Origin of the sequence: Streptomyces sp. NPDC051133, from assembly GCF_040682635.1 — a bacterium.
GTDB lineage: Bacteria > Actinomycetota > Actinomycetes > Streptomycetales > Streptomycetaceae > Streptomyces.
In genome coordinates, this window is record NZ_JBFBBK010000003.1 from 84292 (window position 1) to 107196 (window position 22905).

At 71.3% G+C, this 22905-nt stretch carries 20 protein-coding genes and 1 pseudogene; 8 read left to right on the forward strand and 13 right to left on the reverse strand.

The features are described 5' to 3' along the window. Positions 1 to 70: 70 nt before the first annotated feature. The 3 genes from AB0N17_RS04725 to AB0N17_RS04735 form a co-directional block, all read right to left on the reverse strand. Positions 71 to 643 carry a hypothetical protein gene (locus AB0N17_RS04725; protein WP_366009657.1) on the reverse strand — a complete coding sequence of 191 codons (573 nt, stop codon included), beginning with the start codon at positions 641 to 643 and terminating at the stop codon, positions 71 to 73. A 100-nt stretch (positions 644 to 743) separates the two neighbouring features. Then, positions 744 to 1250 carry a SigE family RNA polymerase sigma factor gene (locus AB0N17_RS04730; protein ID WP_366009658.1) on the reverse strand — a complete coding sequence of 169 codons (507 nt, stop codon included), beginning with the start codon at positions 1248 to 1250 and terminating at the stop codon, positions 744 to 746. A gap of 58 nt (positions 1251 to 1308) precedes the next feature. After that, on the reverse strand, positions 1309 to 2322 hold the full coding sequence (locus tag AB0N17_RS04735) for a L,D-transpeptidase (RefSeq protein WP_366009659.1): 1014 nt from the start codon (positions 2320 to 2322) through the stop codon (positions 1309 to 1311). 195 nt (positions 2323 to 2517) lie between these two features. On the opposite strand from AB0N17_RS04735, the gene AB0N17_RS04740 reads away from it, so the two are divergent. The 4 genes from AB0N17_RS04740 (at position 2518) to AB0N17_RS04755 (ending at position 6440) form a co-directional block, all read left to right on the forward strand. Further along, a complete protein-coding gene (locus tag AB0N17_RS04740; RefSeq protein ID WP_366009660.1) occupies positions 2518 to 2853 on the forward strand; it encodes a hypothetical protein in 336 nt (111 codons plus the stop codon). A 162-nt stretch (positions 2854 to 3015) separates the two neighbouring features. Then, entirely contained in the window at positions 3016 to 3453 is a 438-nt protein-coding gene (locus tag AB0N17_RS04745; RefSeq protein ID WP_366009661.1) for a DUF3761 domain-containing protein, read from the forward strand. A gap of 145 nt (positions 3454 to 3598) precedes the next feature. Beyond that, on the forward strand, positions 3599 to 5491 hold the full coding sequence (locus AB0N17_RS04750) for a TerD family protein (RefSeq protein ID WP_366009662.1): 1893 nt from the start codon (positions 3599 to 3601) through the stop codon (positions 5489 to 5491). A gap of 169 nt (positions 5492 to 5660) precedes the next feature. Beyond that, positions 5661 to 6440: a class I SAM-dependent methyltransferase gene (locus AB0N17_RS04755; RefSeq protein WP_366009663.1), complete on the forward strand. Its 780-nt coding sequence runs from the start codon at positions 5661 to 5663 to the stop codon at positions 6438 to 6440. A gap of 77 nt (positions 6441 to 6517) precedes the next feature. Here AB0N17_RS04755 and AB0N17_RS04760 read toward each other — a convergent pair whose 3' ends face one another. The 6 genes and pseudogenes from AB0N17_RS04760 to AB0N17_RS04785 all read right to left on the reverse strand — a co-directional run bounded on the left by AB0N17_RS04760 (position 6518) and on the right by AB0N17_RS04785 (position 13637). Then, a complete protein-coding gene (locus AB0N17_RS04760) occupies positions 6518 to 7606 on the reverse strand; it encodes an aldose epimerase family protein (protein WP_366009664.1) in 1089 nt (362 codons plus the stop codon). 50 nt (positions 7607 to 7656) lie between these two features. Then, positions 7657 to 8697 (reverse strand): annotated as a pseudogene (locus AB0N17_RS04765) (LacI family DNA-binding transcriptional regulator); the annotation flags it as partial. A gap of 109 nt (positions 8698 to 8806) precedes the next feature. Next, positions 8807 to 9808 (reverse strand): ABC transporter permease, encoded by a 1002-nt coding sequence (locus AB0N17_RS04770; RefSeq protein WP_366009665.1) that lies wholly within the window; start codon positions 9806 to 9808, stop codon positions 8807 to 8809. Then, positions 9805 to 10770 (reverse strand): ABC transporter permease, encoded by a 966-nt coding sequence (locus AB0N17_RS04775; protein ID WP_366009666.1) that lies wholly within the window; start codon positions 10768 to 10770, stop codon positions 9805 to 9807. Before AB0N17_RS04775 ends, AB0N17_RS04770 begins: the two co-directional genes overlap by 4 nt. Next, a complete protein-coding gene (locus tag AB0N17_RS04780) occupies positions 10767 to 12407 on the reverse strand; it encodes a sugar ABC transporter ATP-binding protein (RefSeq protein ID WP_366009667.1) in 1641 nt (546 codons plus the stop codon). The genes AB0N17_RS04775 and AB0N17_RS04780 overlap by 4 nt, the downstream gene beginning before the upstream one ends. Positions 12408 to 12521: 114 nt before the next feature. Further along, positions 12522 to 13637, reverse strand: coding sequence for an ABC transporter substrate-binding protein (locus tag AB0N17_RS04785; RefSeq protein ID WP_366009668.1), 1116 nt, complete (start codon positions 13635 to 13637; stop codon positions 12522 to 12524). 538 nt (positions 13638 to 14175) lie between these two features. On the opposite strand from AB0N17_RS04785, the gene AB0N17_RS04790 reads away from it, so the two are divergent. Together AB0N17_RS04790 and AB0N17_RS04795 are read left to right on the forward strand one after the other, a co-directional pair. Continuing rightward, positions 14176 to 16464 carry a DUF5127 domain-containing protein gene (locus tag AB0N17_RS04790; protein WP_366009669.1) on the forward strand — a complete coding sequence of 763 codons (2289 nt, stop codon included), beginning with the start codon at positions 14176 to 14178 and terminating at the stop codon, positions 16462 to 16464. Between the two features lie 319 nt (positions 16465 to 16783). Next, the gene (locus tag AB0N17_RS04795; protein ID WP_366009670.1) at positions 16784 to 18265 is read left to right on the forward strand and encodes a sialidase family protein; all 1482 of its coding nucleotides are present in this window, start codon (positions 16784 to 16786) and stop codon (positions 18263 to 18265) included. An 83-nt stretch (positions 18266 to 18348) separates the two neighbouring features. Here AB0N17_RS04795 and AB0N17_RS04800 read toward each other — a convergent pair whose 3' ends face one another. Together AB0N17_RS04800 and AB0N17_RS04805 are read right to left on the reverse strand one after the other, a co-directional pair. Beyond that, complete coding sequence (locus tag AB0N17_RS04800; RefSeq protein ID WP_366009671.1) at positions 18349 to 19158, reverse strand: alpha/beta hydrolase; 810 nt, start codon at positions 19156 to 19158, stop codon at positions 18349 to 18351. 92 nt (positions 19159 to 19250) lie between these two features. Then, entirely contained in the window at positions 19251 to 19709 is a 459-nt protein-coding gene (locus tag AB0N17_RS04805; protein ID WP_366009672.1) for a cupin domain-containing protein, read from the reverse strand. Positions 19710 to 19834: 125 nt separating this feature from the next. On the opposite strand from AB0N17_RS04805, the gene AB0N17_RS04810 reads away from it, so the two are divergent. Beyond that, positions 19835 to 20440 carry a TetR/AcrR family transcriptional regulator gene (locus AB0N17_RS04810; protein WP_366009673.1) on the forward strand — a complete coding sequence of 202 codons (606 nt, stop codon included), beginning with the start codon at positions 19835 to 19837 and terminating at the stop codon, positions 20438 to 20440. Positions 20441 to 20588: 148 nt separating this feature from the next. Then, on the forward strand, positions 20589 to 20882 hold the full coding sequence (locus AB0N17_RS04815) for a hypothetical protein (protein WP_366009674.1): 294 nt from the start codon (positions 20589 to 20591) through the stop codon (positions 20880 to 20882). A 20-nt stretch (positions 20883 to 20902) separates the two neighbouring features. On the opposite strand, the gene AB0N17_RS04820 is transcribed toward AB0N17_RS04815, so the two are convergent. Together AB0N17_RS04820 and AB0N17_RS04825 are read right to left on the reverse strand one after the other, a co-directional pair. Next, the gene (locus AB0N17_RS04820; protein ID WP_366009675.1) at positions 20903 to 21571 is read right to left on the reverse strand and encodes a response regulator transcription factor; all 669 of its coding nucleotides are present in this window, start codon (positions 21569 to 21571) and stop codon (positions 20903 to 20905) included. After that, on the reverse strand, positions 21568 to 22875 hold the full coding sequence (locus tag AB0N17_RS04825; protein WP_366009929.1) for a histidine kinase: 1308 nt from the start codon (positions 22873 to 22875) through the stop codon (positions 21568 to 21570). The genes AB0N17_RS04820 and AB0N17_RS04825 overlap by 4 nt, the downstream gene beginning before the upstream one ends. Positions 22876 to 22905: the final 30 nt, after the last annotated feature.

Here is a 22905-nt window from a genome sequence, read left to right on the forward strand (position 1 = left end):
CAGCGCGGACGCCTGGCGTGTGACCGACTCCTTCGTCCCGGGCGGCGTGTCGGCGGTCCGGTATCAGCGGTCACCTGATCGTTTGGCGGTCGATGCAGGCGGAGTCCAGGAGTTTGCTCTCGGACTGCCGACCCTTGATCTCCACTCGCGCCTCGGGCCTGATGGCGTCGTACACCCCCTTCCCCGCTGCGGGGGCGAGGCCGATGGCACCGAGGACCGCGTCCTTGCCGAGCGTGGGGAGATCGGAGGGATCCAGCGCGAACAGCAGCAGCCGCTGGTGGTGGCTGCGGTCGGTGAACGTCACCGCCCACTTCCTGGGGCCCGCGCGACCGATGCGCTGCTTGCTTCGGGAGAGTGTCACGGTGGGGTACTTGGCGGTGACCGTGACCGTTCTCTCGCCGATGGGGCAGAAGTCCACCGGGGCGGCGATGAGGAACCTCCTGCCCTCGATGGTCAGTGTGTGGGCGTCCAGGTCGACCGTCACCCGCTGGACGGGCGCGTGGGACTGGTCCGGTGACGGCGCGGTCGGCTTGGTGGGGGCGTCGAGGGCGCCGGAGGTGACGGCGGTGAGGGCCGCCGCCAGTGCCGCACCGGTGGAGAGCAGGATGCGTCGGCCGCGGCGGCGTGCCGCTCGGCTCCTCACTTGTGCTCCCGTGGCCGGGGGCGCTGTGGAGCTCTGCGCGGTCAGGCGACGGAGGCGGGCAGACAGCTCCGCCTCGGTCAGGAGAGGCGGTGGCGGCTGGTCAGACACAGGCTTCCTCCGTCGGGTGGGGTTCCTCGCTCACGAGGTGAGCGGCGAGTGCCGAACGTCCGCGTGACAGGCGTGCCTTGACGGTGCCAACGGCCGCACCCGTCTCCGCGGCTATCTGCTCCACGCTCAGATCGCACAGGTGATGCAGCACGATCGCGGTCCGCTGGGCTTCGGGCAGGCGCCGCAGGGCGGCGACCAACGCCACGTGGTCCGGGCTCGGTTCGGGCACCGGTCGTGGCGCGGACTCGCCCCGGACCAGTTCCCACCAGTGGCGCGCCCGCCGCCAGCGGCTCATCGCCAGACGGTGTGCCACCGTGCGGATCCACGCCTCGGGAGCCCGGTCGCCGGCCAGGACGGACGAACGCCGGTCCCAGGCGCGTACGAACGCCTCCTGCACGACGTCCTGGGCTTCGGCGTGGTTGCCCGTCAGGGCGTACAACTGGCCGACAAGACGCGGGTACGCAGCCGTGTAGAAGAGGTCGAACTCGTCCTCGGTCACCTTGTCGTGCTCTCTCTCACGGCGTGGGGTGCGTCGTGTACGGCCGGTGCGTCGGGGCTCATGCGGTCGTGGTCCGGCCGGTGGCGCTGTGTGCGAGCCACTGCTTCCAGGTCAGGTTCCAGTCGCCGTAGCCGTTGCCGACGTCGACGGTGTCCTTCTTCGTCCCGGTGACCGTGACGACGTCGCCGACCCGTACCTGGTGGTAGAAGCGCTCGGCGGTGCCGTCGGTGGCGAGGCCGACACAGCCGTGGGTGACGTTACGGTGTCCGGCCTCGGTGTCCGCCCGCGGGTTCTGGTGCACATACGTGCCCGATGCCGTCAGGTGCACGGCCCAGAAGTAGGTGCCGCGGTACTCGGCACCGAGACCCACGGTGTGCGAGTCCATGAGCACCTCGGGCTGTTTGTCCATGACGACCATCGTCCCCTTCCAGGTGTCCAGCCCCGGCCGCCCGGTGGTGACCGGGATGCGCCGCGTCGCCCCGCCGGTGCGGACGGTCATCTCATGCGTCCTCGCGTCGACCGTGGCGATGAGTGACCGGCCGATGGTGAAGTGGCGGACGTCATGCGAGCCTAGGCGGAGGGTGATCTTGGTGCCGGGCTGCCAGTAGGTGGTACGTGGGCGGAAGTCGACACGCTCGCCGTCCAGGCGGTTCTGGTCTTTCACCCAGCTCCAGGCTCCCGTCGTGCCGGAGGCGGTCTGCACGCGCAGCCAGCTCTCCACGGCCTTGCGTTCGGCAGCGGGGACCGGCCGGGGGAAGGTGACGGATATCGGCATGCCTATGCCGACCGTCTGCCCGTCGGTCATGTTGACCCGCGCCTGCGCGAGCACGGTGGGTTCCGGCATGGACGGAGCCGGGCGCGCGGCCGACGCCCTGCCTGTGCCGTCGTTGGTCTTGCCGTTGTCCTTCGCAGGTGCCGCCGCGGAGGTCCGGGCATCCGGTGCGTCGGCTGCCGCCCTTGTGCCGGTGCCCGCGTCCGTCGAGCAGCCGGCAGCGGAGAGCAGAGCGACAGTGGCCGTGACAGCGGCGCCGAGACGGCCGGCGGTCCGGCCGGTCGAACGGTCAACGTGCATGAGATCCCCCATGTGAAGTGCGATATCGCCTGCTATACGCATGGGTTGGAGGGCGGGTTGCATCGGATCGGAACTTTTTCCGGGAAGGACGACGGGGGCGGAGGATGACGGGGAGCGGCGGTGTGAGTACGCGCGCGTGCGCAGGTGAGTACGCGACCCGATGTCCCGGCACAGTGGCGGTGATGGGCTGGCCGCATGCTTTCCGACGACATGCGACCCGACGCCACGCAACCGCACGGCATGCGGTCACGACTCGCCCACCGGACATGGTGGAAGGCGCCCGCCGTGGCGTCGTTGCTCGGCCTGCCCTTCCTCGTCGTGGAATTCAACTGGTTCCGGTCCCAGGACGGCCTCGGCGCCTTCGGAGGAAGGTTCTACTGGTCGGCCGGCCTGCTCGCCCTCTCCTGGGCGCTCCCGCACCGCCGTTCTCTGCGGACACCGCGCGTGCTCGCCGCCGGCGCCGGACTCGGGTGCGTTCTCCTGCCGATGCTGTTCGCACTTGCGCTGGGCGCGGCCTTGGCCGGGAGCTAGCGACCCGCAAAGCGACTGTAGGGGACTTGCGCGCTTCCTGGGGAGGGTTTGTAAAGTATTCAACTGTCCGTGGCGCGTGCCCGGGTGTCTGTCGTAGGGGATCGCCGAGTGAATCAGAACCAGCCCGGGCCGTGGGCCGTCCGTCCGCCTGAGCCTGTCCGTATGCCCGATATCCGCCCGCTGCACAAGCGCAAGCGCGTATGGGCCGGCGGTTTCGTACTGCTCGCGGTCGGGGCCGCGTTCGGTGGCGGAAACTCCAGCTCGGCCACTCCCGCCCCGCGCCCCACGGTCACCGCGACCGCGACCGCGACGAAGACGGCGGCGCCGGCTCCGACGGTCACCGTGACGAAGACGCCGGCACCGGCCCCGACGGTCACCGTGACGAAGACGGCCAAGCCCGCGTCGGCGGCCACGCACGAGTCGGGTTCCGGTTCGTCAGGAGGCAGCAGCGACGGCTCGTCCGGAAGCTCGTCGACTGCCGGCGGCACCTCTGACGCGGCCGGGGCCACCGCCCTGTGCAACGACGGCACCTACAGCTATGCCGCCCATCACCAGGGAGCCTGCTCCCATCACGGTGGTGTCGCCGTGTTCTACCGGTAGCAGGCGCCGCGGCGCGGGCTGCTGAGCCGCCGCGCCGCGATTGCGGCCGCGGGCGGATCGCCGTCCCGGGCGACCGGGGTGCGGGGCGGCGGCGGAGCCGTCGTCGGCGCGCCCTGCGTGCGGAAGGCAAAAAAGGAGAGGAACCATGGCTTTCGGCTTTCGTGTGGGTGTGCCGGGGATGAGCGTGCGGGTCTCGACCCGGGGCGTACGCACCTCCGTGGGGCCCCGTGCGGCGCGCATCAGCATGGGCAGCGGCGGCACGCGGATCTCTTCCGGAGTGGGCCCGTTCTACGCCTCCGGTTCCCTCGGCGGAGGGCGCCGCCGCACCAGCACGAGCCGTACGACCCGTTCGCGGTCCGTCGCCCCCTCGGCAGCCCAACTGGACCGTGCCCGCCGACAGGCCGAGCGCGCCCAGCAGGAGGCGGAGCGCGACAGGGCGATCACCCAGTTGCAGGAGCTGCGGCAGCAGACGACCAGTGTCCACCTGCAGTCCTTCACGCCGGCCCGGCCGCCGGTGGTGCCGGGGCCTCCGCAGCTGAGCCTGGCCTGGGCGCTGGCAGAGGCCCAGACCCACTACTTGGCGGGACTGAGGGTCTTCGCCCGCGCCGAGCGGGCGGCCGCCAGACAGCGAGCCGAGGAAGGCGCCCCGGCCTACCTGGCCGCCGAAGAGGCGCGCCTGCACGCTGTCCACAGCCGACTGGCCACCGAGGCCGACCAGTGGTGGCAGGCCCTGATCTCCAACGACGAGGAGACCGTCTGCGAGGTGGTGAACTACGCCTTCTCCGACAACCCCGCAGCGGGCTGCGCGGTGGGAGTCGACGGGGCGGTCCTGTCCGTGGTCATACGGCAGCAGGACATCGACTCGCTGCCCGACCAGACGCCCGGAGTCACCTCCGGCGGGCGCCCCACCCTCAAGACCCTCAACAAGCGGGACCGCACCTTGTGGTGGCTCACCTCCATGGGGTCGAACATCGTCGCCACGCTCAAGGAAGCGTTCGCCGTCGCGCCCGGTGTCACCGCCATCGACCTGGCCGTGCTCACGCGCCTGCCGGACACCCAGCGTCTGGGCTTCGTGGCTTACGGCCGCTGGACGCGCCAGGCCGTCGAAGCGGGCCCTTGGCGGGAGACGACCGACGCGCTGCGGTTCCTCGACATCGGTCAGGACGTCGCCTGCTCGGTCAGGACCACCGCTTCCGGGAACCTCTCCAGCGCCGTCAAGCCCCTGGACACCAGCCGGCTGCCCGGCCTGCAGAGCCTCCTGGACCACGCCCAGGACGACACCGGATCCGGCGATGCGACCCTCACCGGCCTGGACGGGGACCTGCGCGCCAACGTCCCCGCCACGCACTCCGGTCCCCTGCCGGACCACTACCGGATCCGTCCCTTCGCCGAGTGGCGGAGCCAGACCACTCCCCTGACGCCGCTGACCGCTCCCGCGGCGCCGACGCACACTCCTGCGATGCCGGGCCACGCTCCTGCGGCACCGGCCCACGCCGCTGCGCTCGCGCTCACCCCGGGGCAGAACCTGGTGCTGCCGGAGGAGGCCTGGCAAGGGCTGCACATCGCCTTCCGCTTCGCGGGCGCCGACGCCGACCTCACCCTCTTCCTGACCGATGCCAGCGGCCAGGTCGGCGGCGACGAGGACTTCGTCTTCTACAACCAGCCCTCCGCCGCCATGGGCGCGGCCCGCCTGCTGGGCAAGCAGACCGACGGCCCGCACACCGTCGAACGCGCGGCCCTCCACCTCGCCGCCCTGCCCGCCCGCGTCCAGCGCGTCACGATCGCCGTCAACATGGATGTCGACACGGGCTTGACCTGCGGCGCTCTGACCCATGCGGCCCTGGGCATCGACTGCGTCACCGGGGCCGCCTGGACCTTCCAGCCGCCCGCCGACCCCGGCATCCGTGCCATGGCCGTCGCCGAGCTGTACCGGCACACCACCGACGGCCGGCCCGTCTGGAAGATGCGCGCCATCGGCCAAGGCTGGGCCGACGGCCTCGACGGACTCGCCCGGGCCCACGGTGTCCACATCGCATAGCCGGACGCCACACGCGCCCGCCCCGCCCGGTCCCCGGCCGAAGACATGCCCGTCAACGGTCCGGGGCGGGCCTGCAGCGGTGGTCCCGGGCCTCGCGCCTTTCGGACTGCCGTCGTCGACGTGGTGAGGCGGGCTGTCCGACCGTCGGCACGACCGGTAGCGTCACGGTGTGGATCAGGACGAACGGCTCCTTCATTCCTCGTCGTTCGGCGCTGCGGCGCTCGCGTACGACGAACACCGTCCGGACTACGCGCAGGCCGCTGTGCGTTGGGCGCTCGAGCCCGCGCCCGGAATCCGCGTGCTCGACCTCGGCGCCGGAACCGGCAAGCTGACCGCCACGCTGGTCGCGCTCGGTGCCGACGTCACCGCGGTCGAACCCGCCCCGGGGATGCTGGCCGAGCTGCGCCGCTCACTGCCTCGGGTCCGTACCCTGGCGGGTGGTGCCGAGGCGATTCCGCTGCCGGACGCCTCCGTCGACGCCGTCCTGGCCGGCAACGCCATGCACTGGTTCGACATGGCCGTCGCGGGACCCGAGATCGCCCGGGTCCTCGCGCCCGGCGGCATCCTGGCCGGCCTGTGGAACCTCATGGACGACCAGGTCGAGTGGGTCGCCGAGCTCGCACGGGTCAGCGGGAGCGCGGCCGTCGGCCCGCGTGACACGCCCGCCGCCTGGCGCGCCGCGACGGCCGACATGCACCTGCCCAACACCGGCGTGGCCGCCCGCTTCGGCTCGCCGGAGCAGGCCGAGTTCCCGCACGGACAGCGCCGCACCGCCGGCTCTCTCGTCGCCACCCTCGCCACGCGCGCGGGGGTGCTGGTCATGCCGGAACAGGAACGAGAAGTCACCCTGGGCCGGATCCGCGCCTTCCTCGCCGGCAGACCGGAGACCGCCCGCGGCGAGTTCACCCTCCCGATGCTGACCGGCGTGCTGCGCGTCCGGCGGCTGTGAAGCACCACGCCGACGACGATCGGTGACACACGCCGCCCGCCGTGAGGCGACCACGTGCCCGGCGCAGGAAGCCGCGTTCACGACCGTCTCAGGTGCGAGAAGCGGAACTCCGTGCGGCTGCGGTACTGCTCGCCCGGTCGCAGGACCGCGCTCGGGTACTCCGGACGGTTCGGGGAGTCGGGGAAGTGCTGGGTCTCCAGGCAGACGGCGCCGTGGCGTTCGTAGGGCTCGGCGTCGGTCCCCGCGAGCGATCCGTCCAGGGCGTTGCCGGTGTAGACCTGGATGCCCGGCTCGGTCGTCCACACCTCCATGCGGCGGCCGCTGTCGGGGTCGGCCAGGCAGGCGGCGCGCCGCAGCTCGCCGGGGGTCCCGGCGACCACCCAGCAGTGGTCGTATCCGCCGGCGTCGGTCAACTGGCCGTCGTCCTCGTCGATCCGGTCCCCGATCCGGTGGGCGGTGCGGAAGTCGAAGGCGGTACCCGCGGCGGGCAGGGGCGGGCCGAGCGGGATCGCTTCGGCGGTCACCGGCAGGTACGCGTCGCAGTCCAGCTCCAGGGTGTGACCGAGCACGTCGCCGCTGCCGGCTCCGGCGAGGTTGAAGTAGGAGTGGTTGGTGAGGTTCACGACGGTGGCGTGATCGGTGCGGGCCCGGTACTCGATGGCGAGGGTGCCGCTGCGGTCGAGACTGTAGGTGACCTCGACGTCCAGGGCACCGGGGAAGCCCATGTCGCCTGCGGGGCTGTGCAGTCGAAGGGTCAGCGCGGCCGGCTCGTCGCCGTTCCCGGGGGCGGGGGTGCCGTTCCAGATCCGCCGGTGGAAGCCTTCGGGTCCTCCGTGGAGCGCGTGGCCGCGGTCGGTGACGGGCACCCGGTGGGTCGTGCCGTCGAGAGTGAACTCGCCGCCGGCGATGCGGTTGGCGTAACGGCCGATGAGCGCGCCGAGGTAGGGGTGGGGGCCGGCGTACTGGGCCATGCCGGGCAGGCCGAGCACGACGTCGCGGAGGTGTCCGGAGGGTGCCGGCACGCGCAGGCCGGCCAGGGTGCCCCCGTAGGAGAGCACGTCGGCGCTGACCCCGCTGCTGGATTCCAGCCGCCAGCGATGCACCGGTCTGCCGTCGGGCGTCGTGCCGAACGGCGAGCCGGTCAGGGTGCAGTGGGGTGTCGGCATCCTCGTCCTCGGTCGTCGGCGGTGTGTGGGGTGGTGAGGGTGCAGCCCGGTCAGGCCCTGCGGATCGCGGTCGACTCGCGCACGACCAGCCGGTGGCCGGGCTGGATCCGGCGGGGCTCCGGTGGCGTGTCCTGTCCCCGGGCGGCGATCCGTTGCACCAGACAGTCCACGGCGAGGCGGGCGAGTCCGGCTTTGTCGGGGGCGACGGTGCTCAGGGAGACCGCTCCGTAGCGCCCTTCCTCTATGTCGTCGAAGCCGACGACCGCGACGTCTTCGGGGACCCGCAGGCCGCGTTCGACCAGGGTGCGCATGGCACCGAGCGCGATGAGGTCGTTGTAGGCGAAGACGGCGTCGGGACGCTCGTCCCGGTCGAGCAGGGAAGCCATCGCGGCGGCGCCGTCGGCCCGGTCGTACCCCTGCGTGGCCACGACCAGCGACTCGTCCGGGACCAGGCCGGCCGCGGTGATCGCCTCCCGCCAGCCACGCAACCGCAGGTGGGCGGGCTGACGGGCGCTCTCGTGGCGCGCGCCGAGGAAGGCCACCCGGCGTCGGCCGAGGTCGAGCAGGTGCCGCACCGCGATACGGGCCGCGCCGACGTTGTCGATCATGATGTGGTCGTAGGGGCCGTCGTACTCGCGCTCGCCGAGCAGCACCATGGGCGGGCCCTCGGGCCGGTTGAGCAGGTCTGCCCGCTCCAGTCCGATCGGGCTGAGGATCAGCCCGTCGATGATGTGGGAGCGGAAGCCCTGCGAGACCAGCAGTTCCTTCTCCCGCAGCCCCGCGGTGTGGTCGAGCAGCACCGTGAGGTCGTGCCGGGCGGCCTCGTCGATGACCGCCCCGGCGACTTCAGCGAAGTAGGGATTGCCCAGTTCCGGGATGGCCAGGGTGATCAGCCCGGTGCGGCCCTTGCGCAGGTGGCGCGCCGTCAGATTGGGCCGGTAGCCCAGTTCGTCGATGGCCCGCTGGACCCGCTCCCGGGTGTGCGGGGTGATGTGCGGGTAGTCGTTGACGACGTTCGAGACGGTCTTGACCGACACGCCGGCGCGCAGCGCGACATCTTTCAGGCTGACGCCCACGGCGATCCTTTCCCGGAGTTCCCGGAGTTCCCGGAGTTCCCGGAGTTCTGGAGTTCCTCGGAGGCGGAGGGTGGTCCGGCGGTCTGCCGGGCGGCCGTACCGGGCCGGAGGCGGCGAGGAGTGCTCACTCCAGCCGCTGGGTGCGGCTGAGCAGGGCCTGCATCAGAACTACCACAGCCAGAAACGCTCCGTTCACCGTGTCGGTGAAGGCCGAACCGTACTGCGAGAAGTAGTGGTCGATGAGGTTGTGGATGACCGCGAGCAGCAGCACCCCGCTGACGGTGCCGCCGACCGAACCGCTGCCTCCGGTGAGCAGGGTGCCACCGATGACCACCGAGGCGATGGCGGTCAGTTCGTAGCCGATGCCGATGGTCGTCACGCCGGAGCCCAGGCGCGCGCCGCCGAGCGCGCCGGCCGCCGCGGCCAGGGTGCCCGAGAGCAGGTAGACCAGCACTTTGGTGCGGGCCACCGGCAGGCCGAGCAGCAGTGCCGCGTTCTCGTTGCCGCCGATCGCGGTGAGGGTGGCGCCGAAGCCGGTGCGGGTCAGCAGCAGCGCGCCCAGGACGAAGAGTGCGGCCACGATCAGCACGGGCGTCCAGGTGCCGGCGCCGAGGGAGCGGAAGGCGGAGTGCTGGGGCACGAGATAGGTGGTCGCGCCCTCGTCGGTGACGGCCTGCATCAGGCCGCGCAGTCCGAGCAGTCCGACCAGGCTGACGATGAACGGCGCCATGCGGGCGCGGGCGACGAGCAGTCCCTGGACGGTCCCCCAGGCGGCCCCGACGGCCAGGGGCAGCAGCACCGCCGGCCAGGTGCCGTGGGTGGAACCGTAGGCGCCGAGCACTCCCCCGAGCGCGTACATGGAGCCGACGGACAGGTCGATGCCGCCGGTGATGATGACGAAGGTCATGCCGAGGGCCGGCAACCACACGAAGGCGTTGTTGCCGACGATGCTGCTGATGTTGGACCAGGTCGGGAAGGTGGAGGAGGTCGCGGAGGCGACGGCGACCACCAGCGCCAGTACGGCCAGTGCGCCGCGCCGCTGGATCTGCGGGGCGATGCGTTCGCCGAGGGTGGGGCGCGGGGCGTCCGCTCCCGCCCGCGCGGTCGTCAGGGCGGTGGAGGTCATCGGGTACCACGCTCCTGGGAGGCGTACACGGCGAAGCAGATGATGGCGGCCTCGACGATCTGGGTGTACGAGGTGTGCACGTTGTGCTGGGTGAGCACCGCGGTGATCAGTTGCATGAACAGCGCTCCCGCGACGGTGCCGAGCACCCTGACCCGGCCGCCCGACAGCGGGGTGCCGCCGACGACGACCGCGGTGATGGCGTTGAGCTCCATGTTCAGGCCCTGGTTGGCGGGGTCGGCCTCGGCGCCGTGGCCGACGACGAGGACGCCGGCCAGCGCCGCCAGCACCCCTGAGATCACGTACACGGTGATCAGTACGCGCCGCACGGGCAGCCCGGCCATCCAGCTGGCCGGCCGGTTGTCGCCGATGGCCATCAACTGCCGGCCGAAGGTCGTACGGCGCACCAGCAGACCGGTGAGCACCGCGCACACCGCGGCGATCCATGCCATCTCCGGCAGCCCCGCGACGGTGCGGGAGCCGAGGTCGAGGATGCCGGACTGAGTGACCGGTTTGGCGGAGTTGCCGTTGATGATCTCGGCCAGGCCGCGGACGCCGATCATCAGCGACAGGGTGGCCACGATGGGCTGGATGCGGGCGAAGGCGACCATCGCGCCGCCGACCGCGCCGGAGACCGCGCCGAGCAGGAGGGCGACGAGCAGCGCTCCGCCGAGTCCGTAGCCGGCGTACAGCGGTACGGCGGAGGCGGCCAGCGCGATGACGGCGCCCACCGACAGGTCGATGCCCTCGGTGCCGATGACCAGGGCCATGCCCAGCGCTACGAGCAGGGTGGGCGCGAGCTGGAAGAGCTGGACGCGGAGGTTGCTCATCTCGATGAACGACGTGTCCAGGCCGACGGCCACGAAGAACAGCACGACCAGGGCGGCGTAGACGCCGTACTCCTGTAGCAGGCGCAACAGGCGGGCCCGGTCGGGCGCGGGGCCGCTCCAGGTGAGGGAGGTCATCGGTTCTCCTTGACCGGTGCGGGCTCGGACGCCGCGGCCGGTTCCGCGACGGGTGCTTCCTCGGACGCGGCGGGCTCCGCGAGGGGTGCTTCCTCGGACGCGGCCGCGGTGGCGAGCGTGTCGAGCAGGGCCTCCTCGGTGACCTCCTCGTCGGCGAGGTGCCCGACGACGTGCCCGTCCTTGAGGACCACCACGCGGTCGGAGCCCTCGATCAGCTCCTCCAGGTCGGAGGAGATCAGCAGCACGCCGAGGCCGTCGCCGGCGAGTTCGTCGATCAGTGCCTGCACTTCGGTCTTGGCGCCGACGTCGATGCCCCGGGTCGGCTCGTCGAGCAGCAGCACCCTGGGGTTGAGGCACAGCCAGCGGGCGAGCAGCACCTTCTGCTGGTTGCCGCCGGACAGGTCGCCGACCCTCTGGTCGGGGCCCGACGCCTTGATCCGCAGTCGCTTCATGAAGAACGAGACGATCTCGTCCTGCTTGGCCTGTGAGACCAGACCCGCCCGCGACAGGCGTGGCAGCGCGGCGAGCGAGATGTTCTCGCGCACCGAGAGGTGGGGGATGACGCCCTCGCTCTTGCGGTCCTCGGGCAGCATCACGACACCCTCGCGGATCGCCGCGGCGGGGCTGCGCCGGTGCAGTGCCCGCCCCTCGACCTCGACGGAGCCGCCCTCGGTGGCGAGCGCCCCGACGATCGCCTTGGCGGTCTCACTGCGGCCCGCCCCCAACAGGCCGCCGAGACCGACGACTTCACCCGCATGGATGTCGAGCGAGACGCCGTGCAGCCGGTGACGCACCGACAGATCGGTCGCGCGCAGTACGGGTTGGCCCTCACGACGGTCGTGGCGCCCGGTGTCGAAGGCGGTGCTGCCCTTGTCCCGGACGGTGGACATCTCCCGGCCGAGCATCAGGGAGACCAGGCGCAGCCGTTCGAGTTCGGCCATCGCGCCGGTGTGCACGATCGCGCCGTCGCGCATCACGGTGAGCCGGTCGCAGATCGCGTACAGCTCGTCGAGCCGATGGCTGACGTAGACCACGGCGATGCCCTGCTCCTTCAGGCCGCGGATGACGGAGAAGAGTGTCTCCACCTCGCGCGGCTCGAGCGAGGAGGTGGGCTCGTCCATGATGACCACCCGTGCGTCGATCTGCACCGCACGGGCCAGCGCCACCATCTGCTGGGCACCCAGGCCCAGGGTGCCCAGCGGACGCGTGACGTCGACGTGCACGCCGTAGCGGCCGAGCACCTCGACGGCCTCGCGGTTCATCCGGGCGACGTCCACGAGCCCGAAGCGGCGCGGCTCGCGGCCGAGGTACAGGTTGCGGGCGACCGACATCAGGGGGACGAGGTTGACCTCCTGGTAGATGGTGGAGATCCCGGCCGCCTGAGCCTCCAGCGGGTTGCGGAAGCTGCGCGGCCGGCCGTCCAGCCGCACCGTGCCCGAGTCCGGTCGGTGGACCCCGGTCACGACCTTGATCAGGGTGGACTTGCCCGCGCCGTTCTCGCCGATGAGCGCGTGCACTTCGGCGGGGCGCAGCGCGAAGTCCACGTCGCGCAGCGCGTGCACGCCGGCGAAGCTCTTGTTCACCCCGGCGACTTCCAGGACGAAGTCGCCACGGGGGTCGGGGTCCTGCTGGACCACGTCTGCCTCCTCATACGGATCCGCCGGGTGCCGTGCGCTGTGCGGCAGCCGGTGCGGCGGGTCCGGTGGTCACGGACACGGAGCGTTCCGCGGCCACCGGACCTGGCGGCCCGGTCAGTACACCAGGCCCTGGGACAGCGCCTGCTTGGCGTTGTCGGACGTGAAGTGACCGTCCTTGATGATCACCTTGGGCTGCACCCCGGTGGTGCCGTAGAAGTCCTGCAGCGACTGGAAGGCGAGCGGGCCGAACCGCGGGTTGGTCTCGATGTCGGCGACGGCCTGGCCGGAGGCGACGTTCTGGACCATCTGCGAGATGCCGTCGATGGTGACGATCTTGACGTCCTTGCCGGGGGTCTTCCCGGCGGATTTGATCGCCTGGATGGCGCCGAGGGCCATCTCGTCGTTCTCGGCGTAGACCGCGTTGATGTCGGAGTGCGCCTGGAGCAGCTGTTCCATCACCTTCTGGCCGTCGGTCTGGGCGAAGTTGCCGGTCTGGGAGGCCACGATCTTCATGTTCGGGTACTTGGCCTTGACCCGGTCCTCGAAGCCCTTGGTCCGGTCGGTGGTGACGTTGTTGCCGGGGCTGCCGGTGAGGATCGCCACGTGCGCGCCGCTGCCGGTGGCACCGGCCAGGTCGTCCGCGGCTCTCTGCGCCTGGCCGTAGAAGTCCGAGCCGATGAAGGCGATGAAGTCGGTGCAGGCCGTGCCGGTGACGGTGCGGTCGATGGTGAGGACCGGGATCTCCTTCGCCTTGGCCTGGGCCAGCGCGGGGCCGAGGCCGTCGGAGTTCTCCGGGGCCACGATCAGCGCCTTGGCACCCTGCGCGATCATGTCCTCGATCTGCGAGTTCTGTGTGTTGACGTCGGCGTTGGCGTTGCGCTCGATCAGCTTGACGCCCAGCTTCTTGGCCTGCGCCTCGATGCTCCTGGTCTCGGTCGCTCTGAAGGGGTTGCTGGTCGACTCCGACTGCGAGAAGCCGACCACCGTCTTGCCGTCGGTGATGTCGAGCTTCGGGACACCACCGCCGTACTTCTGGTGCGCGCATGCCGGGCCCCCGGCGGAGGCGCTGGGCGAGGCGAGCTGCTGGGCGGCCGCGGAGTCGTCGCCGCTCGCGCCGGCACCGGACGCGGGCGAGTCGTCACCTGAGTTGGTGCAGGCGGCAGCGGTCAGGCACAGGCCGGCGGTCAGTACCGCGGCGGAGACAGCCTTGGCCCGGAAGAAGGAGTACATGCGCCGATCACATCCTCGTCGAAACGGTCGGGGCGTGCGGAGTTCTGGCAGAACGGAGAACGGGGAACCGGCCGGGCGGGCTTGTGGGGCGACCTGGCCTGACACGTCGGTACAACGATGCAGAGGCACAGTGGAGGACGGCCATGAACACTGTCAAGACATCGGTCCGCGTTCGTGGCGTCGAACTTTGCTCCCAGGGCCGCGAGTTGGACCGACAGGGCGGCGAAGCCGGCTCATCCGGTCGATTTCAGCCTGACGACCGGAGCCCCTACTGCACCAACTCCCAGGTGAGCAGGGGTATTTGAGTCCGGTTGCACCAGGGCGACACCGGCCGGGAAATTACCTGAGCACCGAAGGGTGGACATGACATCCGGGCTGTGTTGTCATCGACCTGCTCGCGTTTCCATCGTTGTAGGAACGACTCTCGGCACCCCTCGGCCTCTGCGGTGCGGTGGACATCTGACGCGTGGTCGACGCGCCCATCCCCGCGCCCGCCCGCCCTCACCGCTGCCCCGAACGGCTCCTCCAGGAGAACCGAATGACGCCAAGGAACGACAACACCGGCCTGCCCGCGAACGGTTCGGACGTCCCCGATTCCCCGGCAGGCCCCGCCGCCCCCGCCGCCCCCGCCGCCCCCGCCGGAAGACTCAGCCGCCGTGGCCTCATCCAGTGGACCGGCGTCGGCCTCGGCGCGGCCGGCGCCGGTCTGCTCCCGGGCTTCGTCCACAGCGCGCAGGCCGCGACCTCCCGGCAACCGCAGCAGGCGTCCGCGCTGACGACGGCCTCCGCCACCTCCGGCAACCACTCCCCCGGGCCGGCCGCTCCGTCCTTCGATCCGATCCGGCCTCCCGCCGTCCCGCTCGCCGTGCGCTCGCCCTACCTGAGCACATGGCTCAACGCCGATCTGCCGACCGGCCACTGGCCCGCGTTCTGGGCGGGCCACACCACGGCCATGACCGGCGTCATCCGGGTCGACGGCACCAACTACCTGTTCCTGGGCGCGCCGAGCGTTCCCGACCACCCGCTCTCCCGGGGCGCGGTCCAGCGCTCGCTCACCCTCACCGCGACCCGCTCCGAGTTCGTCTTCGAGGCCGGCGGCGCGCGCCTCACCCTGACGTTCCTGTCCCCGGTCGAACCGGGCGACCTGCGCCGGCAGTCGATGCCCCTGTCGTACGTCATCGCGGACGTACGCAGTTCCGACGGCGAGGCCCACGACGTCTCGCTGTACTTCGACATCTCGGGTGAGTGGGCCTCGGGCGACTCCGGCACGAAGATCCGCTGGTCCCAGCAGCAGCTGTCCGGCTCCGGCGGCACCACCGCGACCTCGCTGTCCTTCACCCCGGACAGCCCGGGGGTGCTCAAGGAGCACAGTGACATGGCCTCCTGGGGGACCGTGGTGTTCAGCGCCACCAACCGCTCGGGGCTGAGCTGGCAGATCGGCTCGGACACCAGCGTCCGCGCCACCGCCATGGCCGGCCACGCGCTGGACGACTCCGCCGACACCCGCCAGCCGCGCGCCATCAACGACAGCTGGCCGGTCTTCGCCTTCCGCTTCGACCTCGGCAGTGTCCGCGGGTCGACCCGCGCACTGCTGTCGCTCGGGCACGTCCGCGAGCCCGCGGTCAGCTACCTCGGCGAGCAGCTGCCGCCGCTGTGGAAGTCGCACTGGTCGACCTGGCAGGACATGGCGGCCTTCTTCCACTCCGACGCGGCCGCGGCGCAGAAGCGCACCGCCGCCCTGGACCACAAGGTGCGGACGGAGGCGACGGCCGCGGGCGGCGCCAAGTACGCCGCGCTGTGCGCGCTTTCCCTCCGTCAGGCGTACGCGGGCACCGAACTGGTCAGCCGGAAGGGCAAGCCGTGGGCCTTCCTCAAGGAGATCTCCTCCGACGGCAACGTCTCCACCATCGACGTGACCTACCCGGCGATGCCGGTGTTCCTCTACCTGGATCCGCAGTACCTCGGCCTGCTCCTCGAACCGCTCTTCGACTACGCGGAGAACGGCGGCTGGCCCAAGAAGTTCGCCGAACACGACCTCGGCTCCAGCTATCCCAACGCCGGCGGGCACAACGACGGCAACGAGGAGGACATGCCGGTCGAGGAGTCCGCCAACATGGTGCTGATGACCGCCGCCTACCTGGCGCGCAGCAGCTCCGCCACGGCCGCCGCGTTCGCCTCCGCGCACTACACGATCCTCAAGCAGTGGGCCGACTACCTGGTGGACAACGCCCTCGACCCGGAGAACCAGAACCAGACCGACGACTTCACCGGCTTCATCGCCCACAGCGCGAACCTCGCCCTGAAGGGCATCCTGGCCATCGGCGCCATGGGCCGGATCGCGAAGGTGGCGGGCAAGTCGTCGGACAGCTCCCACTACGGCGACACGGCCCAGGACTACATCGGTCAGTGGGTGGTCAAGGCCCAGGACACCGACAAGGACCATCTCAAGCTCGCCTACGACCAGCCCGGCAGCTGGAGCCTGAAGTACAACGGCTACCCCGACGCCCTCCTCGGGCTGAACCTCGTACCGCGCGAGGTGGCCCGCAGGGAGGGCGACTGGTACCTGTCACAGGCCAACCAGTTCGGCATCCCGCTGGACCTGCGGCACAGCTACACCAAGGGCGACTGGGAGATGTGGACGGCCGCGTGGCTGCGCGACCACCCCGTCAGCGACCTGCTGGTCTCCGCGCTCTACGAGTTCGCCCACACCTCTCCCTCACGAGCACCCTTCACCGACTGGTACGACACCGCGGCGAACACGCAGAGCGGCTTCCAGGCCCGCCCCGTGGTCGGCGGCGTCTTCGCGCTTCTGAGTCTGCACCGATAGGCCTGTCCCGACCGGTGCCGGCGGCGCCTCCTCCGCCGCCGGCACCCGCTCCGCGCTCCTCGGCACAGCACGGCACGGCACGGGATGGGACGAGACAGGTCGACGAGGGTCGGGGCGGGGATCGCTCGCGGCGCCGCACACGCCGGGTCGGCATCCGTTCAGGACACTCCGCCGTCCGGCCCATCAAGGCCACCGGGCATGACGCCGAAGGAGATCGAGCGGAGTCGTCCTTCCGGGCGTTCCGGCACGACGCCGCGCCCACGCGACCCGATGCCCGCGGTGCCGTCACCCGGTGGCCGAGGCCCAGAGGAGACCCTGCATGCCCGTACGCCTGCCCCTCACCACCGCCGCTGCCGCTGCCGCCGCGCTCCTGCTCACCGCGGTCACCGGCGCGGCACCCGCCGCGGCCGGCACCGCTCGCGGCGGTGAATCGCTGGACAGGGTGACCTTCGGTGACCCGTACGCCCACTGCACCATCGGCGCGAGGTCCGCCGACAGCGTCGTGTACCCCGGCACCGAGGTCGAGCCGTACCTCTCCGTCGATCCGCGTGATCCGAAGCGTGTGGTCACCGTGTTCCAGCAGGACCGATGGTCCGACGGCGCCGCGCGCGGACTGGCGGCCGCCTGGACCGAGGACGGCCGCACCTTCCACGAGAACACCCTGCCCTTCAGCGCGTGCGCCCCGGGCGGCGCGAACTACGAGCGGGCCTCCGACCCCTGGGTGAGCACCGGACCGGACGGCACCGCCTACGCCAGTGGGGAGGGCGTCGACTTCACGAAGAGCACGCGCAGCGCCCTCCTGACCGTCACGTCCCACAACGGCGGCCGCACCTGGGAGAACCTCACCACCACACACGTCGACGAGGAACCGTTCTTCAACGACAAGCCCTCGATCACCGCCGACCCGATCCGCAGGGGCACGGCCTACCAGGTCTGGGACCGCCTCGACAACGCCCCTCCGGGTCCGGGCTCGATCGACGGTCCGGGCTACATCTCCGTCACCCGCGACGGAGGCCGCACCTGGAGCCCGGCACGCCGGTTCGTCGACACCAGCGCCGTGCCCAACACCACCACGATCGGCCATGTGATCGTCGTCGACCCGCGCACCGGCACCCTGTACGACTTCTTCGACCGGATCACCTCCTCCGCCGACCAGAGCACCGTCATCGAGGCCCACTACGCCGTGGTGACCTCAACCGACGGCGGCAGGACCTGGAGCGCTCCGACCACCGTCGCCCGGGACACGTCCGTACCGGAGGTCGATCCGAACGACCCGGCCAAGACGCTGCGCGCGGGGGCCACCCTGCCCAGCCCGGCCATCGATCCGAGGACCGGCACGCTGTACATGGCCTACGAGGGCTCGGACCACTCCCGTGGCGCGTACGATTCCGTCCAACTGGTGCGCTCCACCGACGGCGGGCGCACCTGGAGCCGGACGCCGGCACTCATCAGTCCCCAGGGTGTGCCGGCCTTCTCACCGTCGATCGCCGTGGACAAGCGGGGCACGGTCGCGCTCACCTACTACGACCTGCGCTTCCTCAGGCCCGGCAACACCACCACGCTGCCCACCGCCTACCAGCTGGCCACGCTCGCGCACGGTGACCCGCGCCACCGCTCCGAGCGACGGATCTCCCGGATCTTCGACTGGCTGCAGGCTCCCAACGCCGGTGGCTACTTCCTCGGCGATTACCAGGGTCTGGCCACCGCGGGCGAAGGGGTTCGGGCCGTGCTCACGGAGACCAACTCCGGGGCCCCGAAGAACCGCACGGACGTGTACAGCGGCATCCTGCGTACGCGCTGACGGTGCAAGCCGGTGGGTTCACCCCCCAAAGGGGCTCGTGCTGTTCGCAGGCCGTCACGAGTGGTGCCGGTGGTCGGACGCGGTCAGTGCCGCGGCCGGCCATGGGCGTGCACCTCGGCGAAGTCCCAGATCACGGGCAGGAGTTGCTCGGGCGTCTCCGTCTGGGGCATGTGGCCGGTGCCGTCCAGCAGACGGAACTCCGCGCCCGGTATCGCCTGGGCGTAGGCCCGTCCGTAGTCGGCGTCGACGACCCGGTCGCTCGCGCCCCAGGCGACGAGTGTCGGGTGGGCGATCTTGGCCAGGCGTTCGGACAGGGTGGGGTCGGCCATGGCGTGCGGCCCCGAATACACCTGCAGGGCCGTCCTGTTGGCGGCCATGACCGCGCGTTGCTCCTCGGGCAGTGCGCTCGGATCGAAGCGGAATTTCGAAGGGTCGTGGAACGAGAGGCGGGACAGTTCGACGGGCGTCAGCGAGAAGGTGTCGGCGATCGGATGGCCGGGGACCTGGATCCCGACCGCGTTGACCAGGACGACTCCGCTGATCCGGTCGCTGTGCAGCGCCGCGAGTTCGGCGGCGATCCAGCCTCCGATGGAGTTGCCCACGACGGTGACGTCCCGCAGGCCGAGTGTCTCGAGCAGTCGGGCGTAGAGCTGAGCCAGAAGGCCGACGTCGGTCAGCCAGTCGGGGCGGGCGGTGCCGTCGAAGCCGGGATGGACCGGGGTGAACACCCGGGCCGGCCGCTGAGCGGCGAGGAGGCCGGCGAACGGGCCGACGGTCCGCGGGCCGCCGCCTCCGTGCAGGAGCAGGAACGGATGCCCCTGCTCGCCGTGGAGGCCGACGGTGACGTCGGACGTGCCGTGGTCGAGCGTGAGGGTGTGGGTACGGCTGGTCATTCGCTGCTCCTCGAAAGGGAGGTGGCCGCGGGCCACGTCGGGTCGGTGGGGCGGTCGGTCGAGCCGGTGCCGGTGCCGGGCCTGCCGTGCCGTCAGGCGAAGTCGGTCGCGGGAACGGTGGCGTAACGGCCCATCACCGCGGCTGTCGCCTCCGGGGTCAGGTCCTGGCCGGCGGCGATCATGTCCCGCAGATCACGGAAGTACCGCACGTACAGGTCCGGGGTGAACGTGTTGAGGAGGACGGCCGGGGTGTCACCGTGGTTGGCGAAGGTGTGCGGGGCGCCGGGCGGGACCATCGCGAGCGTGCCGGCCGGGGCGACGTGGGTGGCGTCCCCGATGGTGAAGTGCACGGTGCCGGAGACGACGTAGAAACCCTCGTCGTGCTGGGCGTGACGATGCTGGGGCGGACCCTGGGTGTGCGGGGCCAGGGTGATCTCTCCGATGCCGAGGCGATGCCCGGTGGTGCTGCCGTCCTCGAGGATGCGCATCCGCGTGGCACCCAGCTGGATCGTCTCGCCGCCGTCCGGGCCGATCAGGGATACGTCGACCACAACCGCCTCCTTCGTGAGAGCTGACTCTCACGAGGTTAGGCGGCCCGCCCCGCTTCATGCAAGTGAACTCTCATGAAGAGAGTCGAGTGCTAACATGTGGTTCTACTTGCATGAGGAGGTCGGCGATGGCGGCGCAGCCCGGCACCGGTCGCGCGAACCAGAAGCAGCGCACCCGCACGGCGATCGTGACGGCCGCCCGCGAGCTCATCGGCTCGGGCGAAGAGGTGACCATGCCCCTCGTCGCACGCACGGCCCTGGTCTCGGAGGCCACCGCCTACCGGTACTTCCCCGACCTCTCTTCGCTGATCAGCGAAGCTCTGGCCGGCGCCTGGCCCCCACCGGCCGAGGCGCTGGCGCCGGTCGCCGACTCCGCCGACCCCGTCGAACGCGTCGCCTTCGCCTGCGAGTTCCTCCTGCGAGGCGTCCTCGCACGCCAGGGGGCGGTACGCGCGATGATCGCGGCCACCATCACCCGGCCCGGCGCCGCGTCCGCGCGTCCCGGCATACGGTTCGGCCTCATCGAGCACGCGCTCGCGCCGCTGGAGAGCACCCTGGGCACCACGGATCCCGAGGCGTTCGCCCAGCTCGAACGCGACCTCGCGGTGGCCGTGAGCGCGGAGGCGCTCTTCACGCTCACCGATCTGTGCGGGCTGGACCCCGAGCGGGCCGTCGCCAGCGCCGTACACACCGCGACCGCCCTCACCGAGAGTGCGGTGCGCCGCAGCGCGTAGCCGTCAGGCGCTTGCGCACCGCATCCGACTGCCCAGGGCCTCTTCCGTCGGCGGTCTCCCGGACGTGGGAATGCGATCCAGGGGTATCCGCTGCCTGATCAGGACGAGGTGCCCCTGGCGGCTCCCCCGGCGAAAGGAGACATGGCGCGTGGCTTCCGATGCGAACTCCCTGAGGATCACAGGGAAGGTCCAGGGCAGGGACATCGTCCTGAACGGCCCCCTGTCGAAGGACGAGATCCGGAACAAGGTGTGGTGGTGGCAGATCCCCGACCCTGCGACCCGCGAGGAGCGGGAGGACCGTCTTCACAGGTACGACGGCTCGGAGAGGGACGTGATCAGCACCCTGGGCGGGTACTACGTGGTTCCCGACGACTCCCGAGCGCCCGAGGCCGAGGAGTTGGTCGACATGGTGCACGCGGAGCTCAACCCGGACCGGCGATAGCGCGTGCGGCCGGGACCGGCTCAGCCCGCGTGGGGCCGGGCCAGGCCGTGGTCGTAGGCGAAGATCACCGCCTGGATGCGGTCGCGGGCACCGATCTTGGACAGCACCCGGCCGACATGGGTCTTCACCGTGGACTCCGACAGGACGAAGCGGCCGGCGATCTCACCGTTGCTCCAGCCCTTGCCGATCGCGACGAGGATCTCGCGTTCGCGGTCGGTGAGGGAGCTGAGTCTCGGGTCCTCGCTGGAGCCGTCACCGCCCGGTGGCACGAGACGGGCGAACTCGTGGAGGAGGCGGCGGGTGAGCGCGGGGGCGATCACGGCATCTCCGCCGGCCACCGCGCGGATGCCCGCCAGCAGCTCCTCGGGGCGGGCGTCCTTGAGGAGGAAGCCGCTGGCCCCGGCGCGCAGAGCGGCGTACACGTACTCGTCGATGTCGAACGTGGTCAGGACGAGGACGCGCGAGCGGTCGCCGGCCGCGACGATGCGGCGTGTGGCCTCGATGCCGTCCATGCCGGGCATGCGGACGTCCATGAGGACGACGTCGGGGCGGAGTTCGGCCGCCTTACGCACGGCTTCCGCTCCGTGCGCGGCCTCGCCGACCACCTCCGTCCCGGGGACGGAGTCCAGGAGCATGCGGAAGCCGTACCTCTGGAGCGGCTGGTCGTCCACGACGAGCACGGTGGTCACCGGGCACCGTCCTGAGGGGTGAGGTCGAGGTCGGCCCGTACCGTCCAGCCGGCGCCCGTGGGGCTCGCGCTGACGTGCCCGCCGTAGAGTGCCGCTCGTTCTCGCATGCCCACCAGGCCGTGTCCTTCCTCGTTCGCCGTACGGGGCCGGCCGGCCGGGTTGGGCGGGCCGGAGTCCTGAACCGTGATGGTCAGCCGCGTGTCCTCGGCGACGATCGCCAGGTTCGCACGCGCGCCCGCGCCGGCGTGCTTCAGGGTGTTCGTCAGGGCCTCCTGCACGATGCGGTAGACAGTGAGCTGCACCCCGCTGTCGAGGGCGTCGATGTCTCCGGCCGTACGGTAGACGACCTCCAGGCCGGCGGCGCGCACCCCCTCGCACAGCGCGTCGATGTCGGTGAGACCGGGCTGCGGGCTCAGCTCGGGCTCGACCGGCGGACCGTCGGCCTCGCGCAGGACGCCGAGGACCCGACGCAGCTCGCCCAGGGCCTGCCGGCCGGTGTCTCCGATGAGGTGCAGGGCCTCCTTGCCCCGTTCCGGAGCGACGCCGGCGGCGTAGGCTCCCGCGTCGGCGAGGGTGATGATGACGGACAGGTTGTGGCCGACGATGTCGTGCATCTCCCGGGCCACGCGTGCCCGTTCGGCGGCGACGGCGAGTCTGCCCCGCTGGTCGCGTTCGACCTCCAGCCGTGCCGCACGGTCCCGCAGTCCGGCCAGCTGGGCCCGCCGGATACGGATCATCAGGCCGAGCGCGAGTGCCGCGGTCGCCGTGCTGAGCAGGAAGAACAGCGCGTCCCAGACCGACATCGCCACCGACACCCGCGCCGCGACCAGGCTCAACGCACCCGCTATGACCGCGCAGGCCCAGGGGAGCTGCCGCAGCCGCCCGTGCAGGGCCAGGCTGTACAGGGCGATGAAGAGGGCGACGTCCGCGCGGAGCATGGCGCCGAGCGACCACTGGAGGACGAACACGGCGGTGACGGCGCCGAAGGCGGCGGCGGGGGCCCGGCGTCGCCACAACAGCGGCAGCACCAGCCCGGCCTGCAGGACCAGCATGCCCGCCACGGGCAACCGGGTGAACAGCAGGCGGAAGCGGCGCGGGCCGTCACCGTCGCCGTCCCCGCCGATCACACCCATCGCGTGGAGCAGGTCGGGCAGGCAGAACAACAGGAAGACCAGGACCGCCACCGCGGTGTCCAGCACCCACGGACGGGTCCGGTCGGCATGCCGGAGCCGCTGGCCGGCCCGGCCGAGCCGGGCGACCAGCGGCCCCATCCCGCTGAGTTCTTCGGAGGTCACGGTGGTCATGCTGGTCGCGCTGGTCACTGGGGTCACGGA